The organism is Aliiroseovarius sp. F20344, assembly GCF_023016155.1.
Lineage (GTDB): Bacteria > Pseudomonadota > Alphaproteobacteria > Rhodobacterales > Rhodobacteraceae > Aliiroseovarius.
The window spans coordinates 266,022-281,285 of the sequence record NZ_JALKBG010000006.1 but is presented as its reverse complement, the minus strand read 5'-3'; the positions used below and the strand labels follow the sequence as shown (position 1 = coordinate 281,285).

The window sequence follows — 15,264 nt, the reverse complement described above, 5'->3', positions numbered from 1 at the left end:
TTTATTCGAACTCCATAATCACTTCATCAACGGCAAGGCTATCGCCTGCACCTGCATTGATTTTGGAGACAACACCCTTTTTCTCGGCGCGCAAGATGTTTTCCATCTTCATCGCCTCGATGGTGCAAAGTGCTTGGCCTTCTTGTACTTCCTGACCGACGTCAACATCGACTTTCACCACAAGACCCGGCATCGGGCACAGCAGCATTTTCGAGGTGTCCGGTGGTAGTTTTTCCGGCATCAGTCGGGCAAGCTCGGCCTGACGCGGCGTGCGCACATGCACCTTCAGATCCGCACCGCGCGAACGCATGCGGAAGCCCGAGGTGATCTTTTCAACCTTCAGAACCAAGGGCTCACCATCCAGCTTCAGCGTGGCAAGGCTGTCACCCGGTGTCCAGTCGGAGGTCACACGCATTTTCGACCCATCTTCGAACTTTATAGTCGAGCCTTTCTTGTCGGCCTTGATCTTCACAGCAAACTCTTCGCCCTGAAGTGCAACACTCCAATGTTTGCCGACTTTGCGTTCGTGGTTGTCCATGCGGCCCGAGATGCGCGTGCGACGAATTTCGGCCACGCGGTACATGGCAGCCGCCGCGGCAGCGATGCGTTTCAGCGCGTCTTTGCCCAGCTCAACCCCTTCAAACCCTTCGGGATATTGTTCTTCAATGAAGGCGGTTGTCATCTCGCCTTTCATGAAGACCGGGTGATCCATGACGGCGCTGACGAAAGGCAGGTTGTGACCGATGCCTTCCAGCTCGAACCCGTCCAGCGCGTTGCGCATGGCTTCGACTGCGTCGTCACGGGTCGGTGCCCATGTGCAGAGCTTGGCAATCATCGGGTCGTAATACATCGAGATTTCGCCGCCCTCGAAAACGCCAGTGTCGTTGCGTACAGCTGTGCCGCCTTTCGATGCTTTGTCCGCCCATTTCCCATTCTCCAACATCGGACCAGCGGCCACTTCTGCAGGGGGACGATAGCGGGTCAAACGGCCAATCGAAGGCAGGAAGTTGCGATAGGGATCTTCCGCATAAACACGGTTCTCAATCGCCCAGCCGGTCAGCTTCACGTCGTCTTGCGACATTTCAAGCTTTTCACCAGCTGCCACACGGATCATCTGTTCAACAAGGTCAACGCCGGTGATCAGCTCGGTCACAGGGTGTTCCACTTGCAAACGGGTGTTCATTTCGAGGAAATAGAAGTTGCGATCGCCGTCGACAATGAATTCCACAGTACCAGCCGAAGCGTAGTCCACAGCTTGTGCCAAAGCGACGGATTGTTCACCCATAGCTTTGCGGGTGGCTTCGTCAAGGAAGGGCGATGGGGCTTCTTCCACAACTTTCTGGTTCCGCCGCTGGATCGAGCACTCGCGTTCACCCAGGTAAATGCCGTTGCCATGGCTGTCACACAGAACTTGAATTTCGATGTGACGAGGTTGGGTCACGAACTTCTCGATGAAGATACGGTCGTCCCCAAAGCTGTTTGCCGCTTCGTTCTTGGAAGACTGGAAACCTTCACGGGCTTCTTCGTCATTCCACGCGATCCGCATGCCTTTACCGCCACCACCTGCCGACGCTTTAATCATGACCGGGTAGCCGATCTCGTTCGAGATTTTTACGGCCTCATCCGCATCCTCGATCAGGCCCATATAGCCCGGCACGGTCGACACGTTGGCGTCCTGTGCAATCTTTTTCGAGGTGATCTTGTCCCCCATCGCTTCAATCGCGCCTTTGGGCGGTCCAATGAAGGCAACGCCGGCAGCTTCAAGTGCCTCAGCAAATTTCGAGTTTTCCGACAGGAAGCCATAACCGGGGTGAACGGCTTCGGCGCCCGTTTCCTTGATCGCCTTCATCACGTTTTCGATGACGATGTAAGATTGGTTCGCAGGGGGCGGCCCAATATGCACAGCTTCGTCCGCCATTTTCACATGAAGCGCGTTGCGGTCAGCATCCGAATAGATGGCAACCGTTTTGATGCCCATTTTACGAGCGGTCTTGATCACGCGGCAGGCGATCTCGCCTCGGTTTGCAATCAGGATCTTTTTGAACATGTCCTGTCCTTTCGGTTCATGTGAGGGCGCGGTAGGCAGAACCACCACGCGCATTGGCATAGAAAAGCCCGCCGGACACAAAGGTCACGGCAGGCCGATTGTGTTCAGTGGCTTCGTCTGAGACGAAACCGGATGTTTTCAAATCAGTTGCAGATGCCGACACCGACGTCATCGCAAAGCGCACCCGCGCCTGCGCCGATGACCGCCCCGGCAAGAAGGTTGCCGCTTGCCGCTTTTGCGACGACAGCACCCGTGGCTGCGCCGACCCCAGCGCGCTGAAGGTCGTTCCACTGGCACCCGGCCAGCAAAATAAGGGCGACGGACCCTGCAAGAATTCTTGTGAACTGCATTTTTGACTGCCTCTTTCAGAGTTTATTCTTGCAGTCATTGTGCCCTGATAACGGGAAACCCCAAAGATTTTTTTTCGCGATCCGCGGCTTGGCGCGCGGCTCAAGCACCTACTTATGCGCGAAAAAAGGCCCGGTTCAGACGCTAAAGCACTGAACCGGGTAGAAGAAGGGGAAGGGTAATGGTTTCGACAAACCATTGCAGAGAACGGGGATGTGTTCCCTGCATGATTGGCATGTTGACACGAAACAACGCGTTCGCAAGCCCCGGTCGGGCGTGCGATGCGTCGTTGGGCTGTTTTTTGCCAGTTCGTGTCCAATGCGGGCGAAATCATGCCTATTGTTCCTCAAATGCATCCGGGAACGCAGCACGCGCACGCGCTTCGTCAATCACCAACAAAGCTTCATAGTCTTCGGCGTCGAAGGGATCCTGTGCAGCAATAACCTCGCGTTCGAACAGCCATGACAGGCGACCGGCATCCAGATTGCCGCGTTCGAAAGGTTGATCGCCGAAATACTCCCACAATGCTCTCATAAAGCCCGTATCCGCGCGCCGATCAGCCGGCTTGCGATCCGCATAGCGTTCACGAGCACTAAGCTTGGTCGCGCCGGTCTTGCTGGGACGGCGGATTGTGAATTGGTAATCCGTGCCCGGAAGGCGTCCCGGAAAACCTTTGTGTTTCAACATATATGGCAGTGCCATTAGAAACCCTCCCAAACGCACTCACCGTCAACAGGACGATAGGCTTCGAAAAACTGCGTGGCCTCTGGGGCCATGACACCGTGCTCCACGGGTCGGTCCGACAGAACAACGATTATCTGGTCCGGCAGCTCATCAGAAACCTCGTCAATCCGCGGCAATATGTAGTCTTGGCAAATCACCGACATGTCCTCTTCGGCTTGAGAAAACTCGACCATCTGATGTGGCCGACCAATGGCTGGCGCCAGAAAGCGATAGCGGATCGCTGTTCCGACCGCGCTGTCCTCGCCCCGGATAATCTCAAGGAACGTGATCTCCTGACCAGACGGAACCTCGATTTCATACTCAGGATCCCAGCCCACATCCTTTGAAATGCCGGAACTTGGAACTATGGGGATCAGGATGGCAGCGCAAACCGCCACCCCAATCAGGCCATGAAGGCCCTGATATCCCACCGTGCGACCCATTATCACAGCGGAATATTATCGTGCTTTTTCCATGGGTTCTGGATCTTCTTGCCGCGCAGCGAAGCAAAGGCACGGCTGATGCGAAGACGCGATGAACGCGGCTGGATGACTTCGTCAATGAAGCCCCGTTCTGCCGCCACAAACGGGTTGGCAAAGCGGTCTTCATAATCCTGCGTGCGCTGTGCGATTTTTTCGGGATCGTCCAACTCAGAGCGGTACAGAATCTCGGTTGCACCCTTGGCGCCCATCACAGCGATTTCCGCAGTCGGCCAAGCATAGTTGAAGTCACCGCGCAGGTGCTTGGACGCCATAACGTCATAGGCACCGCCATAGGCTTTACGCGTGATCAGCGTCACCTTCGGCACAGTGGCTTCACCATACGCAAACAGCAGTTTCGCGCCGTGCTTGATGACACCGCCATATTCTTGGCTGGTGCCCGGCAAGAAGCCCGGCACGTCAACCAGCGTCAGGATCGGAATTTCAAACGCATCGCAGAAGCGAACAAAGCGGGCTGCCTTGCGCGAACTGTCGATGTCCAAGCACCCTGCCAGCACCATCGGCTGGTTCGCAACAACACCCACGGTCTGCCCTTCGAGGCGGATGTAACCGGTGATGATGTTCTTGGCGTAGTCTTCCTGAATCTCGAAAAAGTCACCTTCGTCGCCGAGCTTGGTGATCAGCTCTTTCATGTCATAGGGCGAGTTTGGGTTGTCCGGGATCAGCGTGTCCAGGCTGTCATCCACACGCGCCGGATCGTCGAAGAACGGTCGCACCGGAGCTTTGTCGCGGTTGTTGAGCGGCAGGAAGTCGACCAGACGGCGCACTTCCGACAAGGCTTCCACGTCGTTTTCGAAGGCACCATCAGCGACCGAAGACTTCTTGGTGTGAGTCGAGGCGCCGCCAAGCTCCTCGGCAGTGACCACTTCGTTGGTCACGGTTTTCACAACGTCGGGACCGGTGACGAACATGTACGAGCTGTCTTTCACCATGAAGATGAAGTCGGTCATGGCAGGCGAATACACTGCACCACCAGCACACGGGCCCATGATCACCGAGATCTGCGGCACCACGCCCGAGGCCATGATGTTGCGCTGGAACACTTCGGCGTAACCAGCAAGCGAGGCAACACCTTCCTGAATACGCGCACCACCCGAATCGTTGATGCCGATCACGGGCGCGCCGTTCTGCATCGCCATATCCATGATCTTGCAGATCTTTTCAGCGTGGGTTTCCGACAGCGAGCCACCGAAGACGGTAAAGTCCTGCGAGAACACATAGACCATACGGCCGTTGATCGTCCCCCAACCAGTGATGACACCGTCACCTGCGGGCTTGTCGGCTTCCATGCCGAACTCGGTGCAGCGGTGAGTTTTGAACATGTCGAACTCTTCAAACGAGTCCTCGTCAAGCAGAAGCTCAACGCGTTCGCGGGCCGTTAGTTTGCCCTTCTTATGCTGACTGTCGATCCGACGCTGACCGCCCCCAAAGCGGGCTTTCTCGCGGCGGCTTTCAAGTTCTTGGAGAATATCTTTCATTTGGCGGCACTCCTTGATTTCGCAGCAAACTAACCGGACTGAAGGACGGCGGGAAGCAAAAAGGGGCGAATTTGCAAATTAAATGCAAGTATGCTAATGCAAATTGCAAATATGCGAACTCAGGAAACTGCTATGGCCACCCAGAAACTCTATGCGGGTGTGAAACTTCGGGAAATCCGCACACGCCTAAATCTGACCCAGAAAGCCTTTGCCGAAAAACTGGGCGTCAGTCTTCCCTACCTCAACCAAATGGAAAACAACAACCGACCGGTTTCAACTGGTGTGGTGTTGGCACTGGCCCAGGAGTTTGGCTTTGACGTGGCTGAATTGTCTACGGGTGACGCTGAACGGTTGGTGACTGACATGCGTGAAGCATTTGCAGACCCAGTGTTTTCCGACGTTCCACCTTTGGCGGATCTGCGGCTTGCGGCATCTAACGCACCCGCACTGGCCCACGCATTGCTAGAACTGCATCGCGCATACAGGCTTGGACATGAACGACTTGCCTCGATGGACCAAAACATCGGCAATGATGAAAACCCAAGCCAAGCCAGCCCTTGGGAAGAGGTTCGCGACTTCTTTCACTATTGCGACAACTACATCGATGCCGTGGATCGCGCGGCAGAACATTTTGCACAAACCGGGAAGTCGCGTGGTTTAGGTCAGGCGGCGATGGCTGAGGCCGTGCTGAATGAACGAGGCATCACCCTTAAACGCGCCGATGCCGAGAAAGTTCGGAGCTACGATGTTGATAGTCGCGTTCTGACTCTCTCGACCCGCCCACCTCGTGCAACGCAAGAGTTTCAACTTCTCATGCAGGTCGCATTGCTGACGCAGGACGCTCTGCTAGAAGCGACATTGGATTTTGCAAGGTTTCAAACCGACGAGGCCAGAGCGATCGCAAAACTGGGACTTGCAAACTATTTCGCGGGCGCTGCCATCTTGCCCTATGAGCAGTTTCTTGCCGCCGCGCATGAGACCCGTCATGACCTAGAACGATTGGCTGATCGCTTCGGTGCATCGATCGAACAAATCGCCCACAGGCTGTCCACTCTTCAACGTCCCGGTGCAAAAGGCATCCCGTTCTTTTTTGTCCGCGTGGATCAGGCAGGAACTATCACCAAACGACACTCCGCAACACGTCTTCAGTTTGCCAGATTTGGCGGCGCTTGCCCCTTGTGGAATGTTCACCAAGCCTTTGAAACTCCTGGACGTTTCTTGCGTCAGTTGGCGCAGACGCCCGACGGGGTGCGGTACTTCTGTTTGGCGCGAAATGTAACCAAGTCAGGGGGCAGTTTTGATGCTCCGGTTCGCCGCTATGCGATCGGGCTGGGCTGCGAAGTTAAACATGCTGGAGAGCTGGTATACGCAGACGATTTTGATGTGTCGAATGATGCAGCCTTTGAACCCATCGGGATCTCGTGCAGAATCTGTGAACGCCAGTTATGCCATCAACGGTCGGTTCCCCCCCTTGAACGTAAGCTGCAAGTGGACCCATATTCGCGCGGAACACTTCCTTACGAGATCTCAAGATGAACAAGTTTTTCCTACCCATCCTGCTTGCATTGGCTTTCGTAACAGCATCGGGGCCCACCCCCGTACGTGCCGAGAGCTTTGCAACTCAGATGGAGCGACGCACTTTTTACCAATTCAGCGAGAAGCGTCGTAATCCCCATAAGTCAGATGAACGCCTGCAAGAGGTTATTTACAAGGGCCTCGTCCTTTGGGTTGGTAAGCCAAAGAAAGGCAAACCAACCGTTATGTATTTGCCAGGCTCAGGTGGTAATCTTTACACGCGCGGACACAAGTTCCGCTGGTTCCTCAACCGTGGCTATGGCGTGGTAGCGATGGCTTACCCCGGCATGGCAGGCAGCAAAGGCCAGCCCAGTCGCAATTCAATCCAAGGGTTGGCAAACCAGCTTTACACAGACATTCCGAAGATGACTGGCAGCAAGCAGATTATTCTGATGGGGGAGAGCCTTGGAACCGGGGTGGCGCTTGCAATTGCTGCAGGCAAGCCAGGACGCGCACGCCCACCATCTGCAATCATTCTTCAAGCGCCCTATACATCTCTGGTCGATCTGACCGCTGCAAAGAACCCTCTCCTGCTACCGATGTTTGCAAGCCGGACAGATCTGTGGCCATCAAAACGAGCGATCCAAAGCGTGAAAGCGCCGACCTTTATCATGCATGGAGAGAAAGACAGCACGGTTCCGTTTCGAATGGGCCAAAAGCTGTATGAGATGTCGCCAGCCAAGAACAAGATTCTAGCGGCGCGTAAACATGCTGGTCACACATCGATTTGGCAGCAAAATGTACTCACTCCTCTTCGAGAATGGCTTCAAGCCATTCATGGTAAGTAAAATGAAAGGCCGGGCAATGCCCGGCCTTTTAGTTTTCAGCTTGTCAGCACTCAGGATGCTGACAACATCTGATAAATCTCATCCTTCAAGGCCGCGCGTTTCTTGCGCATATCTTCCTCGTTGAACTGATCTGTTGGCTCCAGATTAGTCTCAGCCCGGTGAATCGCACGATTCACTTCGTGGTATTCGTCCGCCAGCTTCGAGAAATGTGCGTCAGATTGCTTCAGATCGCTCATTTTCTCAGCGAACTCGGGGAATTCTTCGTGCAGCTCATGTGGGGTATGTGACATTCGCGTGTTCTCCTTTTCTTAACAGTTGTTGGGAGTTTGCGCGTCGTGCTGCCTTCCCGCTTTGACAGGGATCAATAAACACCCATTAGCGTTGCGAATTCTGCCAATCCGGATGTATCCAGGGTGCGTCGTTTGCTGCGGGCAAGCGACGTCCCAGAATATGATCCGAGGCTTTCTCGCCCACCATGATAGACGGACCATTGAGATTGCCGTTGGTGATGCGCGGAAACACAGAACTGTCCGCCAATCGCAGCCCATCCACGCCAATCACGCGAAGATCAGGATCAACCACCGCCATCGGATCATCAGCGCGCCCCATCCGGCATGTGCCACACGGGTGATAGGCGCTTTCAGCGTGTTCACGGATGAAGCTGTCGATCTCGTCATCCGTTTGTAGCGCGTTGCCCGGTTGGATCTCGAACTTCACGAAAGGCTCGAACGCGGGCTGCGAGAAGATCTCGCGCGTCAGGCGGATACAGGTACGGAAGTCTTCCCAATCCTGCTCGGTCGACATGTAGTTGAAGAAGATGCGCGGTGCCACTTTAGGGTCCGCCGATTTCAGCGTGATTTCCCCGCGCGACGGCGACCGCATCGGCCCGGTATGGGCCTGAAAACCGTGACCTTCTGCCGCTGCTTGCCCGTCATAACGCACGGCAATCGGCAGGAAGTGATACTGGATGTCCGGGTATTCGACGCCCGTTTTCGAGCGGATGAAGGCTGCACTTTCAAACTGGTTCGACGCGCCAAGACCTGTTTTGGTGAATAGCCACTGCGCACCCAAAATGCCCTTCCAGATTAGGTTCCAGTACCTATAGAGCGTGATCGGCTGTTTCGAGGCGTATTGCATATAAACCTCAAGGTGGTCCTGCAGGTTCTGCCCGACGCCAGGGCGGTCGGCGACGACCTCGATCCCGTGTTCGTTCAGGTGCGCCGCTGGACCGATCCCCGACAGCATCAGAAGCTTCGGCGAGTTGATCGAGCTAGCCGCGATGATCACCTCGGCCTCGGCGCGGATCACTTCGATCTTGCCGCCGCGTTCCACTTCGACGCCCACGGCACGACCGTCTTCGATGACGATTTTGCGGGCGAAGGCGCGGATGAGTTCGCAATTCTCACGTTCCAGTGCAGGACGAATATAGGCGTTGGCCGCTGACCAGCGCCGCCCTTTCCAGACCGTCTGTTCCATCGGGCCGAAGCCTTCTTGCTTCTGACCGTTATAGTCGTCCGTCACCTCATATCCGGCCTGCTTCCCGGCCTCGACAAAGGCGTGGAACAAAGGGTTCTTACGCGGACCACGGGTTACGTGCAGCGGGCCGTCCTTGCCCCGCCAATCCGCATCTCCACCATGCCCGCTGTCGTGCCAGCTTTCCTGTCGTTTGAAATACGGCAGCACATCCGCATAAGACCAGCCATCGGCACCTTGTTCTGCCCAGTGATCAAAGTCCTTGGCATGCCCACGCACATAGACCATCCCGTTGATCGAACTGGAGCCACCAACCACCTTGCCGCGCGGCGTAACCAGCGTGCGGTTGTCCAGATGCGGCTCGGGCTCGGTCTGGAAGCCCCAGTCATACATCCCCATATTCATAGGGTAGCTCAGAGCCGCGGGCATCTGGATAAATGGGCCGGCATCGGTGCCGCCATGTTCGATCACCAGAACCCGTTTGCCCGCTTCAGCCAGCCGATAGGCCATCGCACAACCCGCGCTGCCTGCCCCAATAATTACGTATTCCGCTTGCATTTTACCGTCCGCGAGAGCGCTTATTCCCCACGTGGGAAACGCTGCCCTTCTTCAAGATTGTCGAGGTTCATGTGATTGCGCATGTAGCGCTCGGACGCCTTCTGCAAAGGCTGATAGTCCCATGGGAAGTAGGCACCATTTCGAAGCGCCTCGTATACCACCCAGCGACGCGCCTGACTTTCGCGCACCTCTGCATCGTAGGCGTCCAGATCCCAACGGGCTTCCGACTTCGCGCGCAGCGAATTCAGCGTGCCTTCATGGGCTGGATCAGTGGCAAGGTTCACCAACTCATGCGGGTCAGCCTGCAAATCAAACAGCTGATCTGGATCCAACGCACATCGATTGTATTTCCACTTACCATAGCGCAGCGACACCAGCGGCGCGTAAGACGCCTCGGCAGCATATTCAATCGCCACAGGGTTGGTGCGTTCTTCACCTATCGCCAACCCAACAAGGCTTTCACCGTCCACCCACGGCTTCACTTCGTCCAACGAAATACCCGCCAAATCGGCCAGAGTCGGTGTCACGTCGAGCGTCGAGACTGGCGCCTCAACTAAGCCAGGCTCGAGCCCCGGTGCGGACACCATCAAGGGCACCCGCGCAGAGCCTTCATAGAAGTTCATTTTGAACCACAACCCGCGCTCGCCCAGCATGTCGCCATGGTCTGAAACAAAGAAGATTATGGCCTCCTGCCGCGTGCGTTCCATGACGTCCAGCAACTCGCCCACCTTATCGTCGAGGTAGGAGATATTGGCAAAATAGGCGCGGCGTGATTTGCGGATGTCTTCTTCTGTAATGTCGAAATTGCGCCAGTCATTTGCGTCAAAAATCCGCTGTGCGTGCGGGTCGTGGTCGTCATAGTCCATCGCGGGCACGTCCGGCAGAAGATGCTCGCAGTCCTCGTAAAGGTCCCAGTACTTGCGACGCGCCACGTAAGGATCATGCGGGTGGGTGAAGCTGACCGTTAGACACCAAGGGCGATCGTCATGGCCACGGGCGAGGTCATAAAGCTTGGCACAGGCGTTATATGCAACCTCGTCATCATACTCCATCTGGTTCGAGATCTCGGCGACCCCTGCCCCGGTCACGGACCCCATATTGTGATACCACCAGTCGATCCGCTCGCCGGGCTTGCGGTAGTCTGGCGTCCAGCCGAAATCGGCGGGATAGATGTCGGTGGTCAGGCGTTCCTCGAACCCGTGCATTTGGTCGGGACCAACGAAATGCATCTTACCTGACAATGCCGTTTGGTAGCCTGCGCGGCGCAAGTGATGGGCATAAGTTGGAATGTCCGAGGCGAATTCAGCCGCGTTGTCATAAACCTTGGTGCGGCGCGGCAACAGACCCGACATAAAGCTTGCCCGCCCCGGCGCGCAAAGCGGGCTGGCGGTATAGGCGTTTTGGAACCGGACCGAACGTTCGGCCAGTTTCTTCAAATTCGGCGCGTGCAGCCAATCCGCGGGACCATCCGGAAAAAGCGTACCATTCAGCTGATCCACCATGATGATCAGGATATTTGGGGAGTTCATGCGTAGGTCTCCAAAATGATATCAAGACAGCTCAGCACACGCTCACACGCGCGGGTGCCGCTGGGAGTTTCTTCGCGGAGCGCATGCCGGATATAGAGACCGTCGATCATGGACGCGATCGTATCCGCTACGTCATGCGCGGCCTCTCCGACAAGTGGGCGCAACCCGTATACAAGGTTGGAATGCAGCCGGTGCTGATACACGCGCAGAAGGCGACGCGCGCCGTCATTGCTTTGAGATAGAACATAAAAATTCAGCCAGGCGCTGATGACTTCCGGGCGAAAGTTACCGGCTTCGAAATTGGCGCGAATGATCGCCTCGACTCGATCCCGAGGGTCTTTTGCCCCCATGACAGCAGCGCGTACCTGCGCACCGTAGACCGAAAGGATGTGGCGCATGGCCGCCAGAAAAATCTGATCTTTGCCGCCGAAGTAGTGATGTGCCAAGGCGCTGGAAACCCCTGCCCGCTTGGCGATTTGGGTGACCGTCACATCCAAACTGCCCGCACGCCCAATCTCGTGGATCGTGGCTTCTACAAGCGCACCCTTACGGATGGGTTCCATTCCAAGTTTGGGCATTTCATCCCCTCTTCATCACATGATTTGCACAGCGTTGCGTTTTTTTAATTGACTCGTCAATCAATAAAAAGCACCGTCCGTTCCCAATGAATGCCGGTTCCCCCTTCTCTCAGGCTGGGTTAGGGTTGAACAGATTGGTCCGTTTGTCGCGGATCACCAGATTTTGGAACCGCACCAAATAACAGGGAGCTACGATATGAACCTCAAAACCACTTTGTCTGCACTGGCCCTTTCGGCCGCTGCTTCGACTGCTTTCGCTGATGGTCACTGCCACAAAGTCACATTCTCGGATGTTGGCTGGACCGACATCACCGCGACCACCGCTGCCACAACCGTTGTCCTTGAGGCCCTTGGCTATGAGACCGACATTAAGGTGCTCTCGGTGCCCGTAACCTACACTTCGCTGGCCGAAGGTGACGTGGACGTATTCCTTGGAAACTGGATGCCCACGATGGAGGCCGACATTGCCCCCTACCGCGAAGCTGGCACCGTTGACACCGTGCGCACCAACCTTGAAGGCGCTAAGTACACGCTGGCCGTGAACAAAGCTGCAAGCGATCTGGGCATCAAAGACTTCGCCGACATTGCAGCCCACGCGGATGCGCTGGAAGGCAAAATCTACGGCATCGAACCGGGCAATGACGGCAACCGTCTGATCCAGTCGATGATCGATGGCAACTCGTTTGGCCTTGAAGGCTTCGAAGTGGCCGAAAGCTCGGAGCAAGGCATGCTGGCCCAAGTCGCCCGTGCAGACAAAAAAGACGAGCCGATTGTTTTCCTTGGCTGGGAACCTCACCCGATGAACGCCAATTTCGAGATGTCCTACCTGACCGGTGGCGACGATTTCTTCGGTCCAAATCTGGGCGGTGCCGTGGTCGATACCAACACCCGCGCGGGCTATGTCGCTGACTGCGCCAACACTGGTAAACTGCTGCAAAACCTGACCTTCTCGCTTGCTATGGAAAACGAGATCATGGGCGCAATCTTGAACGATGGCGAAGACCCCGAGGATGCAGCAAAGGCGTGGCTGAAAGCCAACCCGGATGCATTCATGGCTTGGCTTGATGGCGTAACCACCATGGATGGTGGCGACGCAGTGGCCGCCGTGAAAGGTGCGCTGGGTCTCTGATCCCACACGCAAAACGAACGCGTCGGGCCCACCCCGGCGCGTTTTTTCTTGATCCCCCTCCAAGCGGAAAGGGCGCAGCATGGAATGGCTGACAGAAACGAAAATCCCGGTCGGCAAGACGGCGAAGAAGCTGTTCGACTGGCTTCAGGAAACCGGCGAGCCGTTCTTTGATTGGCTTGCTTGGCTGATGGAGGGGTTGATTGACGCGATCCTGTGGGTTTTGCAGACGCCTCACCCACTGTTCACCACCGCTGTTTTCGTTGGCATCACATGGCTTTTGCAGCGCAATTGGAAAACCTGTCTGCTTGTGGCATTGGGATTTCTATTCATTCTGAACCAAGACTACTGGGAAGAAACCACTGAAAGCCTGACACTTGTCCTGTCAGCCTGTGTGGTGTGTATGCTTGTGGGCACGCCCATTGGCATCGCGGCAGCCCACCGGCCACGCTTGTTTAAGGCCATGCGTCCGATCCTTGACCTGATGCAAACGCTTCCCACGTTCGTCTACCTGATCCCGGCCATCGTCTTCTTTGGCATCGGCATGGTGCCCGGTCTCATCGCGACTGTGATCTTCGTTCTGCCCGCACCAATTCGCCTGACCCATCTGGGTGTCAGTTCGACCCCGCCCGCCCTTTTAGAGGCGGCCCAAGCTTTCGGTGCCACGCCACGCCAGATCCTGTGGAAAGTCGAGCTTCCCTATGCCCTACCCCAGATCATGGCAGGCCTGAACCAAACGATTATGTTGTCGCTGTCGATGGTGGTCATCGCCGCTCTGGTCGGGGCTGATGGTCTGGGCGTACCTGTTGTGCGCGCCCTGAACCAAGTGAACACTGCGCTTGGCTTTGAAAGCGGATTTATCATCGTGGTCGTTGCCATCATGCTTGACCGCATTCTTCGCGTGGAGCGCTGATATGACCATCACAACCAATCCCGCCGAAACCGCAGGCGTCGCAGTCAAATTCGACAACGTGTCCATCGTATTCGGAGAGCACCCTCAGAAAGCGCTACCCTTGATGGACGAAGGCAAGTCCCGATCTGAGGTGCAGGAAGCCACGGGTCAGGTGCTGGGCGTTCACGACTGCTCTCTGACCGTGCAAGAGGGTGAGATTCTTGTCCTTATGGGGCTGTCGGGTTCCGGCAAATCCACGCTTCTGCGAGCCGTAAATGGGCTGAACCCTGTTGTCCGTGGTGCTGCGCATGTCTGCGATGGGAATGTCCTTGTCGATGTCACCAATGCCGACAAAGCTACCCTTCGCCGCATTCGCGCCCGCCGTGTGGCCATGGTATTTCAGCAATTTGGCCTGCTGCCTTGGCGCACTGTCAGTCAGAATGTCGGGTTGGGGCTGGAGCTGGACGGCATCTCAACCGCTGACAGAAAGTCGCGCGTTGATGCGCAGCTTGAGCTTGTTGGTTTGGCGGACTGGGCCGACCGTAAAGTGGGGGAGCTATCTGGTGGCATGCAGCAACGCGTGGGCCTTGCCCGTGCCTTCGTGACCGAAGCCCCGATCCTTTTGATGGACGAGCCCTTTTCGGCCCTCGACCCGCTTATTCGCGCCCGCCTTCAGGATGAATTGCTTGAGCTACAGACCGCGCTGAAACGCACCATCATCTTCGTGAGCCACGATTTGGACGAGGCGTTCAAACTGGGCGACCGCATCGCGATTATGGAGGGCGGGCGCATCGTGCAATGCGGCACCCCGCGCGACATCTTCACCAATCCGGTGAACGACTACGTTGCAGACTTCGTGGCCCATATGAACCCACTGGGTGTTCTGACCGCGCGCGATGTCATGACGACTGGAAGCTCTGCCTCGACAACAACTGTCGACGTCACAGACCGAGTGGATGTGGTGATGAAAGCGTTGGCTGGTCAGGACGAAATCAACGTCATAGAGGCCGGGCAGTCGGTTGGTCGCATCACGGCTGATGATGTTATGTCTCGATTGCTGGATCCGCGCAGCGGGAATTAATTCGTTCAGGGACGCATAGATTAATTGGCCAGACAGTAGCGTTTTCCGCCTTTAACACCTTCAATCCCAACGGCCTTGCGCGGGCAATCCGCGCGGGCCAGGGCTGGTTTCAAACGCGCATCTTCGTTTCGGACAATGAAGAATTCATGCGCGTAACTGAAAGGACGCACCTGCAAGTCCCATCCGCTAAGCGCCCCATTCTGCAAATGCGGATCGTTGGGCGGAACAAGCAACCAGTACTCACGGCTACGCAAGTTGGAATGGACCTGCTTGGATTTGAACCAAATGGCGGCTGAATTGCTGAGCGAGCACATCTCGGGCCGGGTGACCGCGCGTTTTGTATCCTCGTCCCCTTCGATCGCTTGCCAGCCGATCAGATGATCACAGAAACTGGCCCCGCCACCTGCGCTGGCTTTGCCCTGACTGGATTGGCACGCCGTTAGGGCAACGACCGCAAGGCAGGCAGAAAGGGCAGAAAACAAACGCATGGAAAACCTCTTCAAAATCACTTGAAGCCTACAGGACCTTCGCCTAGCGTCAAGCGCCGCCACCGCCGCACTATGTGATG

General features: G+C 56.2%; 16 protein-coding genes. 5 read left to right on the top strand and 11 right to left on the bottom strand.

Translation table 11 applies throughout. The features are described 5' to 3' along the window. Position 1 precedes the first annotated feature (1 nt). From MWU55_RS07160 to MWU55_RS07140, 6 genes are all read right to left on the bottom strand, one after another. Positions 2 to 2,047, bottom strand: coding sequence for an acetyl/propionyl/methylcrotonyl-CoA carboxylase subunit alpha (locus MWU55_RS07160; RefSeq protein ID WP_246935265.1), 2,046 nt, complete (start codon positions 2,045 to 2,047; stop codon positions 2 to 4). 16 nt (positions 2,048 to 2,063) lie between these two features. Beyond that, on the bottom strand, positions 2,064 to 2,189 hold the full coding sequence (locus MWU55_RS16520) for a hypothetical protein (RefSeq protein WP_281501821.1): 126 nt from the start codon (positions 2,187 to 2,189) through the stop codon (positions 2,064 to 2,066). Between the two features lies 1 nt (position 2,190). After that, positions 2,191 to 2,397 carry a hypothetical protein gene (locus MWU55_RS07155; RefSeq protein WP_246935264.1) on the bottom strand — a complete coding sequence of 69 codons (207 nt, stop codon included), beginning with the start codon at positions 2,395 to 2,397 and terminating at the stop codon, positions 2,191 to 2,193. 334 nt (positions 2,398 to 2,731) lie between these two features. Further along, entirely contained in the window at positions 2,732 to 3,082 is a 351-nt protein-coding gene (locus tag MWU55_RS07150; protein WP_246935700.1) for a hypothetical protein, read from the bottom strand. A 14-nt stretch (positions 3,083 to 3,096) separates the two neighbouring features. Continuing rightward, positions 3,097 to 3,561: a DUF6497 family protein gene (locus tag MWU55_RS07145; RefSeq protein WP_246935263.1), complete on the bottom strand. Its 465-nt coding sequence runs from the start codon at positions 3,559 to 3,561 to the stop codon at positions 3,097 to 3,099. Between the two features lie 2 nt (positions 3,562 to 3,563). Continuing rightward, positions 3,564 to 5,096: an acyl-CoA carboxylase subunit beta gene (locus MWU55_RS07140; RefSeq protein WP_246935258.1), complete on the bottom strand. Its 1,533-nt coding sequence runs from the start codon at positions 5,094 to 5,096 to the stop codon at positions 3,564 to 3,566. 132 nt (positions 5,097 to 5,228) lie between these two features. Between MWU55_RS07140 and MWU55_RS07135 the strand changes: the two genes are divergently transcribed. Next, positions 5,229 to 6,632, top strand: a complete 1,404-nt coding sequence (locus MWU55_RS07135) for a helix-turn-helix transcriptional regulator (RefSeq protein ID WP_246935256.1) — start codon at positions 5,229 to 5,231, stop codon at positions 6,630 to 6,632. Then, entirely contained in the window at positions 6,629 to 7,459 is an 831-nt protein-coding gene (locus MWU55_RS07130; RefSeq protein ID WP_246935255.1) for an alpha/beta fold hydrolase, read from the top strand. Before MWU55_RS07135 ends, MWU55_RS07130 begins: the two co-directional genes overlap by 4 nt. Positions 7,460 to 7,509: 50 nt before the next feature. Here the strand turns inward: MWU55_RS07130 and MWU55_RS07125 are convergent, their stop codons facing one another. The 4 genes from MWU55_RS07125 to betI form a co-directional block, all read right to left on the bottom strand. Continuing rightward, positions 7,510 to 7,749 (bottom strand): YdcH family protein, encoded by a 240-nt coding sequence (locus tag MWU55_RS07125; RefSeq protein ID WP_246935253.1) that lies wholly within the window; start codon positions 7,747 to 7,749, stop codon positions 7,510 to 7,512. An 85-nt stretch (positions 7,750 to 7,834) separates the two neighbouring features. Beyond that, the gene (gene betA, locus MWU55_RS07120) at positions 7,835 to 9,490 is read right to left on the bottom strand and encodes a choline dehydrogenase (RefSeq protein WP_246935249.1); all 1,656 of its coding nucleotides are present in this window, start codon (positions 9,488 to 9,490) and stop codon (positions 7,835 to 7,837) included. Between the two features lie 20 nt (positions 9,491 to 9,510). Beyond that, a complete protein-coding gene (gene betC / locus MWU55_RS07115; RefSeq protein WP_246935247.1) occupies positions 9,511 to 11,019 on the bottom strand; it encodes a choline-sulfatase in 1,509 nt (502 codons plus the stop codon). Continuing rightward, entirely contained in the window at positions 11,016 to 11,597 is a 582-nt protein-coding gene (betI, locus tag MWU55_RS07110; RefSeq protein ID WP_246935246.1) for a transcriptional regulator BetI, read from the bottom strand. The genes betC and betI overlap by 4 nt, the downstream gene beginning before the upstream one ends. 196 nt (positions 11,598 to 11,793) lie before the next feature. Here betI and MWU55_RS07105 point away from each other — a divergent pair, with 196 nt between their 5' ends. The 3 genes from MWU55_RS07105 (at position 11,794) to choV (ending at position 14,696) form a co-directional block, all read left to right on the top strand. Then, positions 11,794 to 12,726, top strand: coding sequence for a choline ABC transporter substrate-binding protein (locus MWU55_RS07105; protein ID WP_246935245.1), 933 nt, complete (start codon positions 11,794 to 11,796; stop codon positions 12,724 to 12,726). A gap of 79 nt (positions 12,727 to 12,805) precedes the next feature. Then, on the top strand, positions 12,806 to 13,636 hold the full coding sequence (gene choW / locus MWU55_RS07100; RefSeq protein ID WP_246935244.1) for a choline ABC transporter permease subunit: 831 nt from the start codon (positions 12,806 to 12,808) through the stop codon (positions 13,634 to 13,636). Position 13,637: 1 nt separating this feature from the next. Continuing rightward, the gene (gene choV, locus MWU55_RS07095; RefSeq protein WP_246935243.1) at positions 13,638 to 14,696 is read left to right on the top strand and encodes a choline ABC transporter ATP-binding protein; all 1,059 of its coding nucleotides are present in this window, start codon (positions 13,638 to 13,640) and stop codon (positions 14,694 to 14,696) included. A 20-nt stretch (positions 14,697 to 14,716) separates the two neighbouring features. Here choV and MWU55_RS07090 read toward each other — a convergent pair whose 3' ends face one another. Continuing rightward, a complete protein-coding gene (locus MWU55_RS07090) occupies positions 14,717 to 15,184 on the bottom strand; it encodes a hypothetical protein (protein ID WP_246935242.1) in 468 nt (155 codons plus the stop codon). Positions 15,185 to 15,264 lie beyond the last annotated feature (80 nt).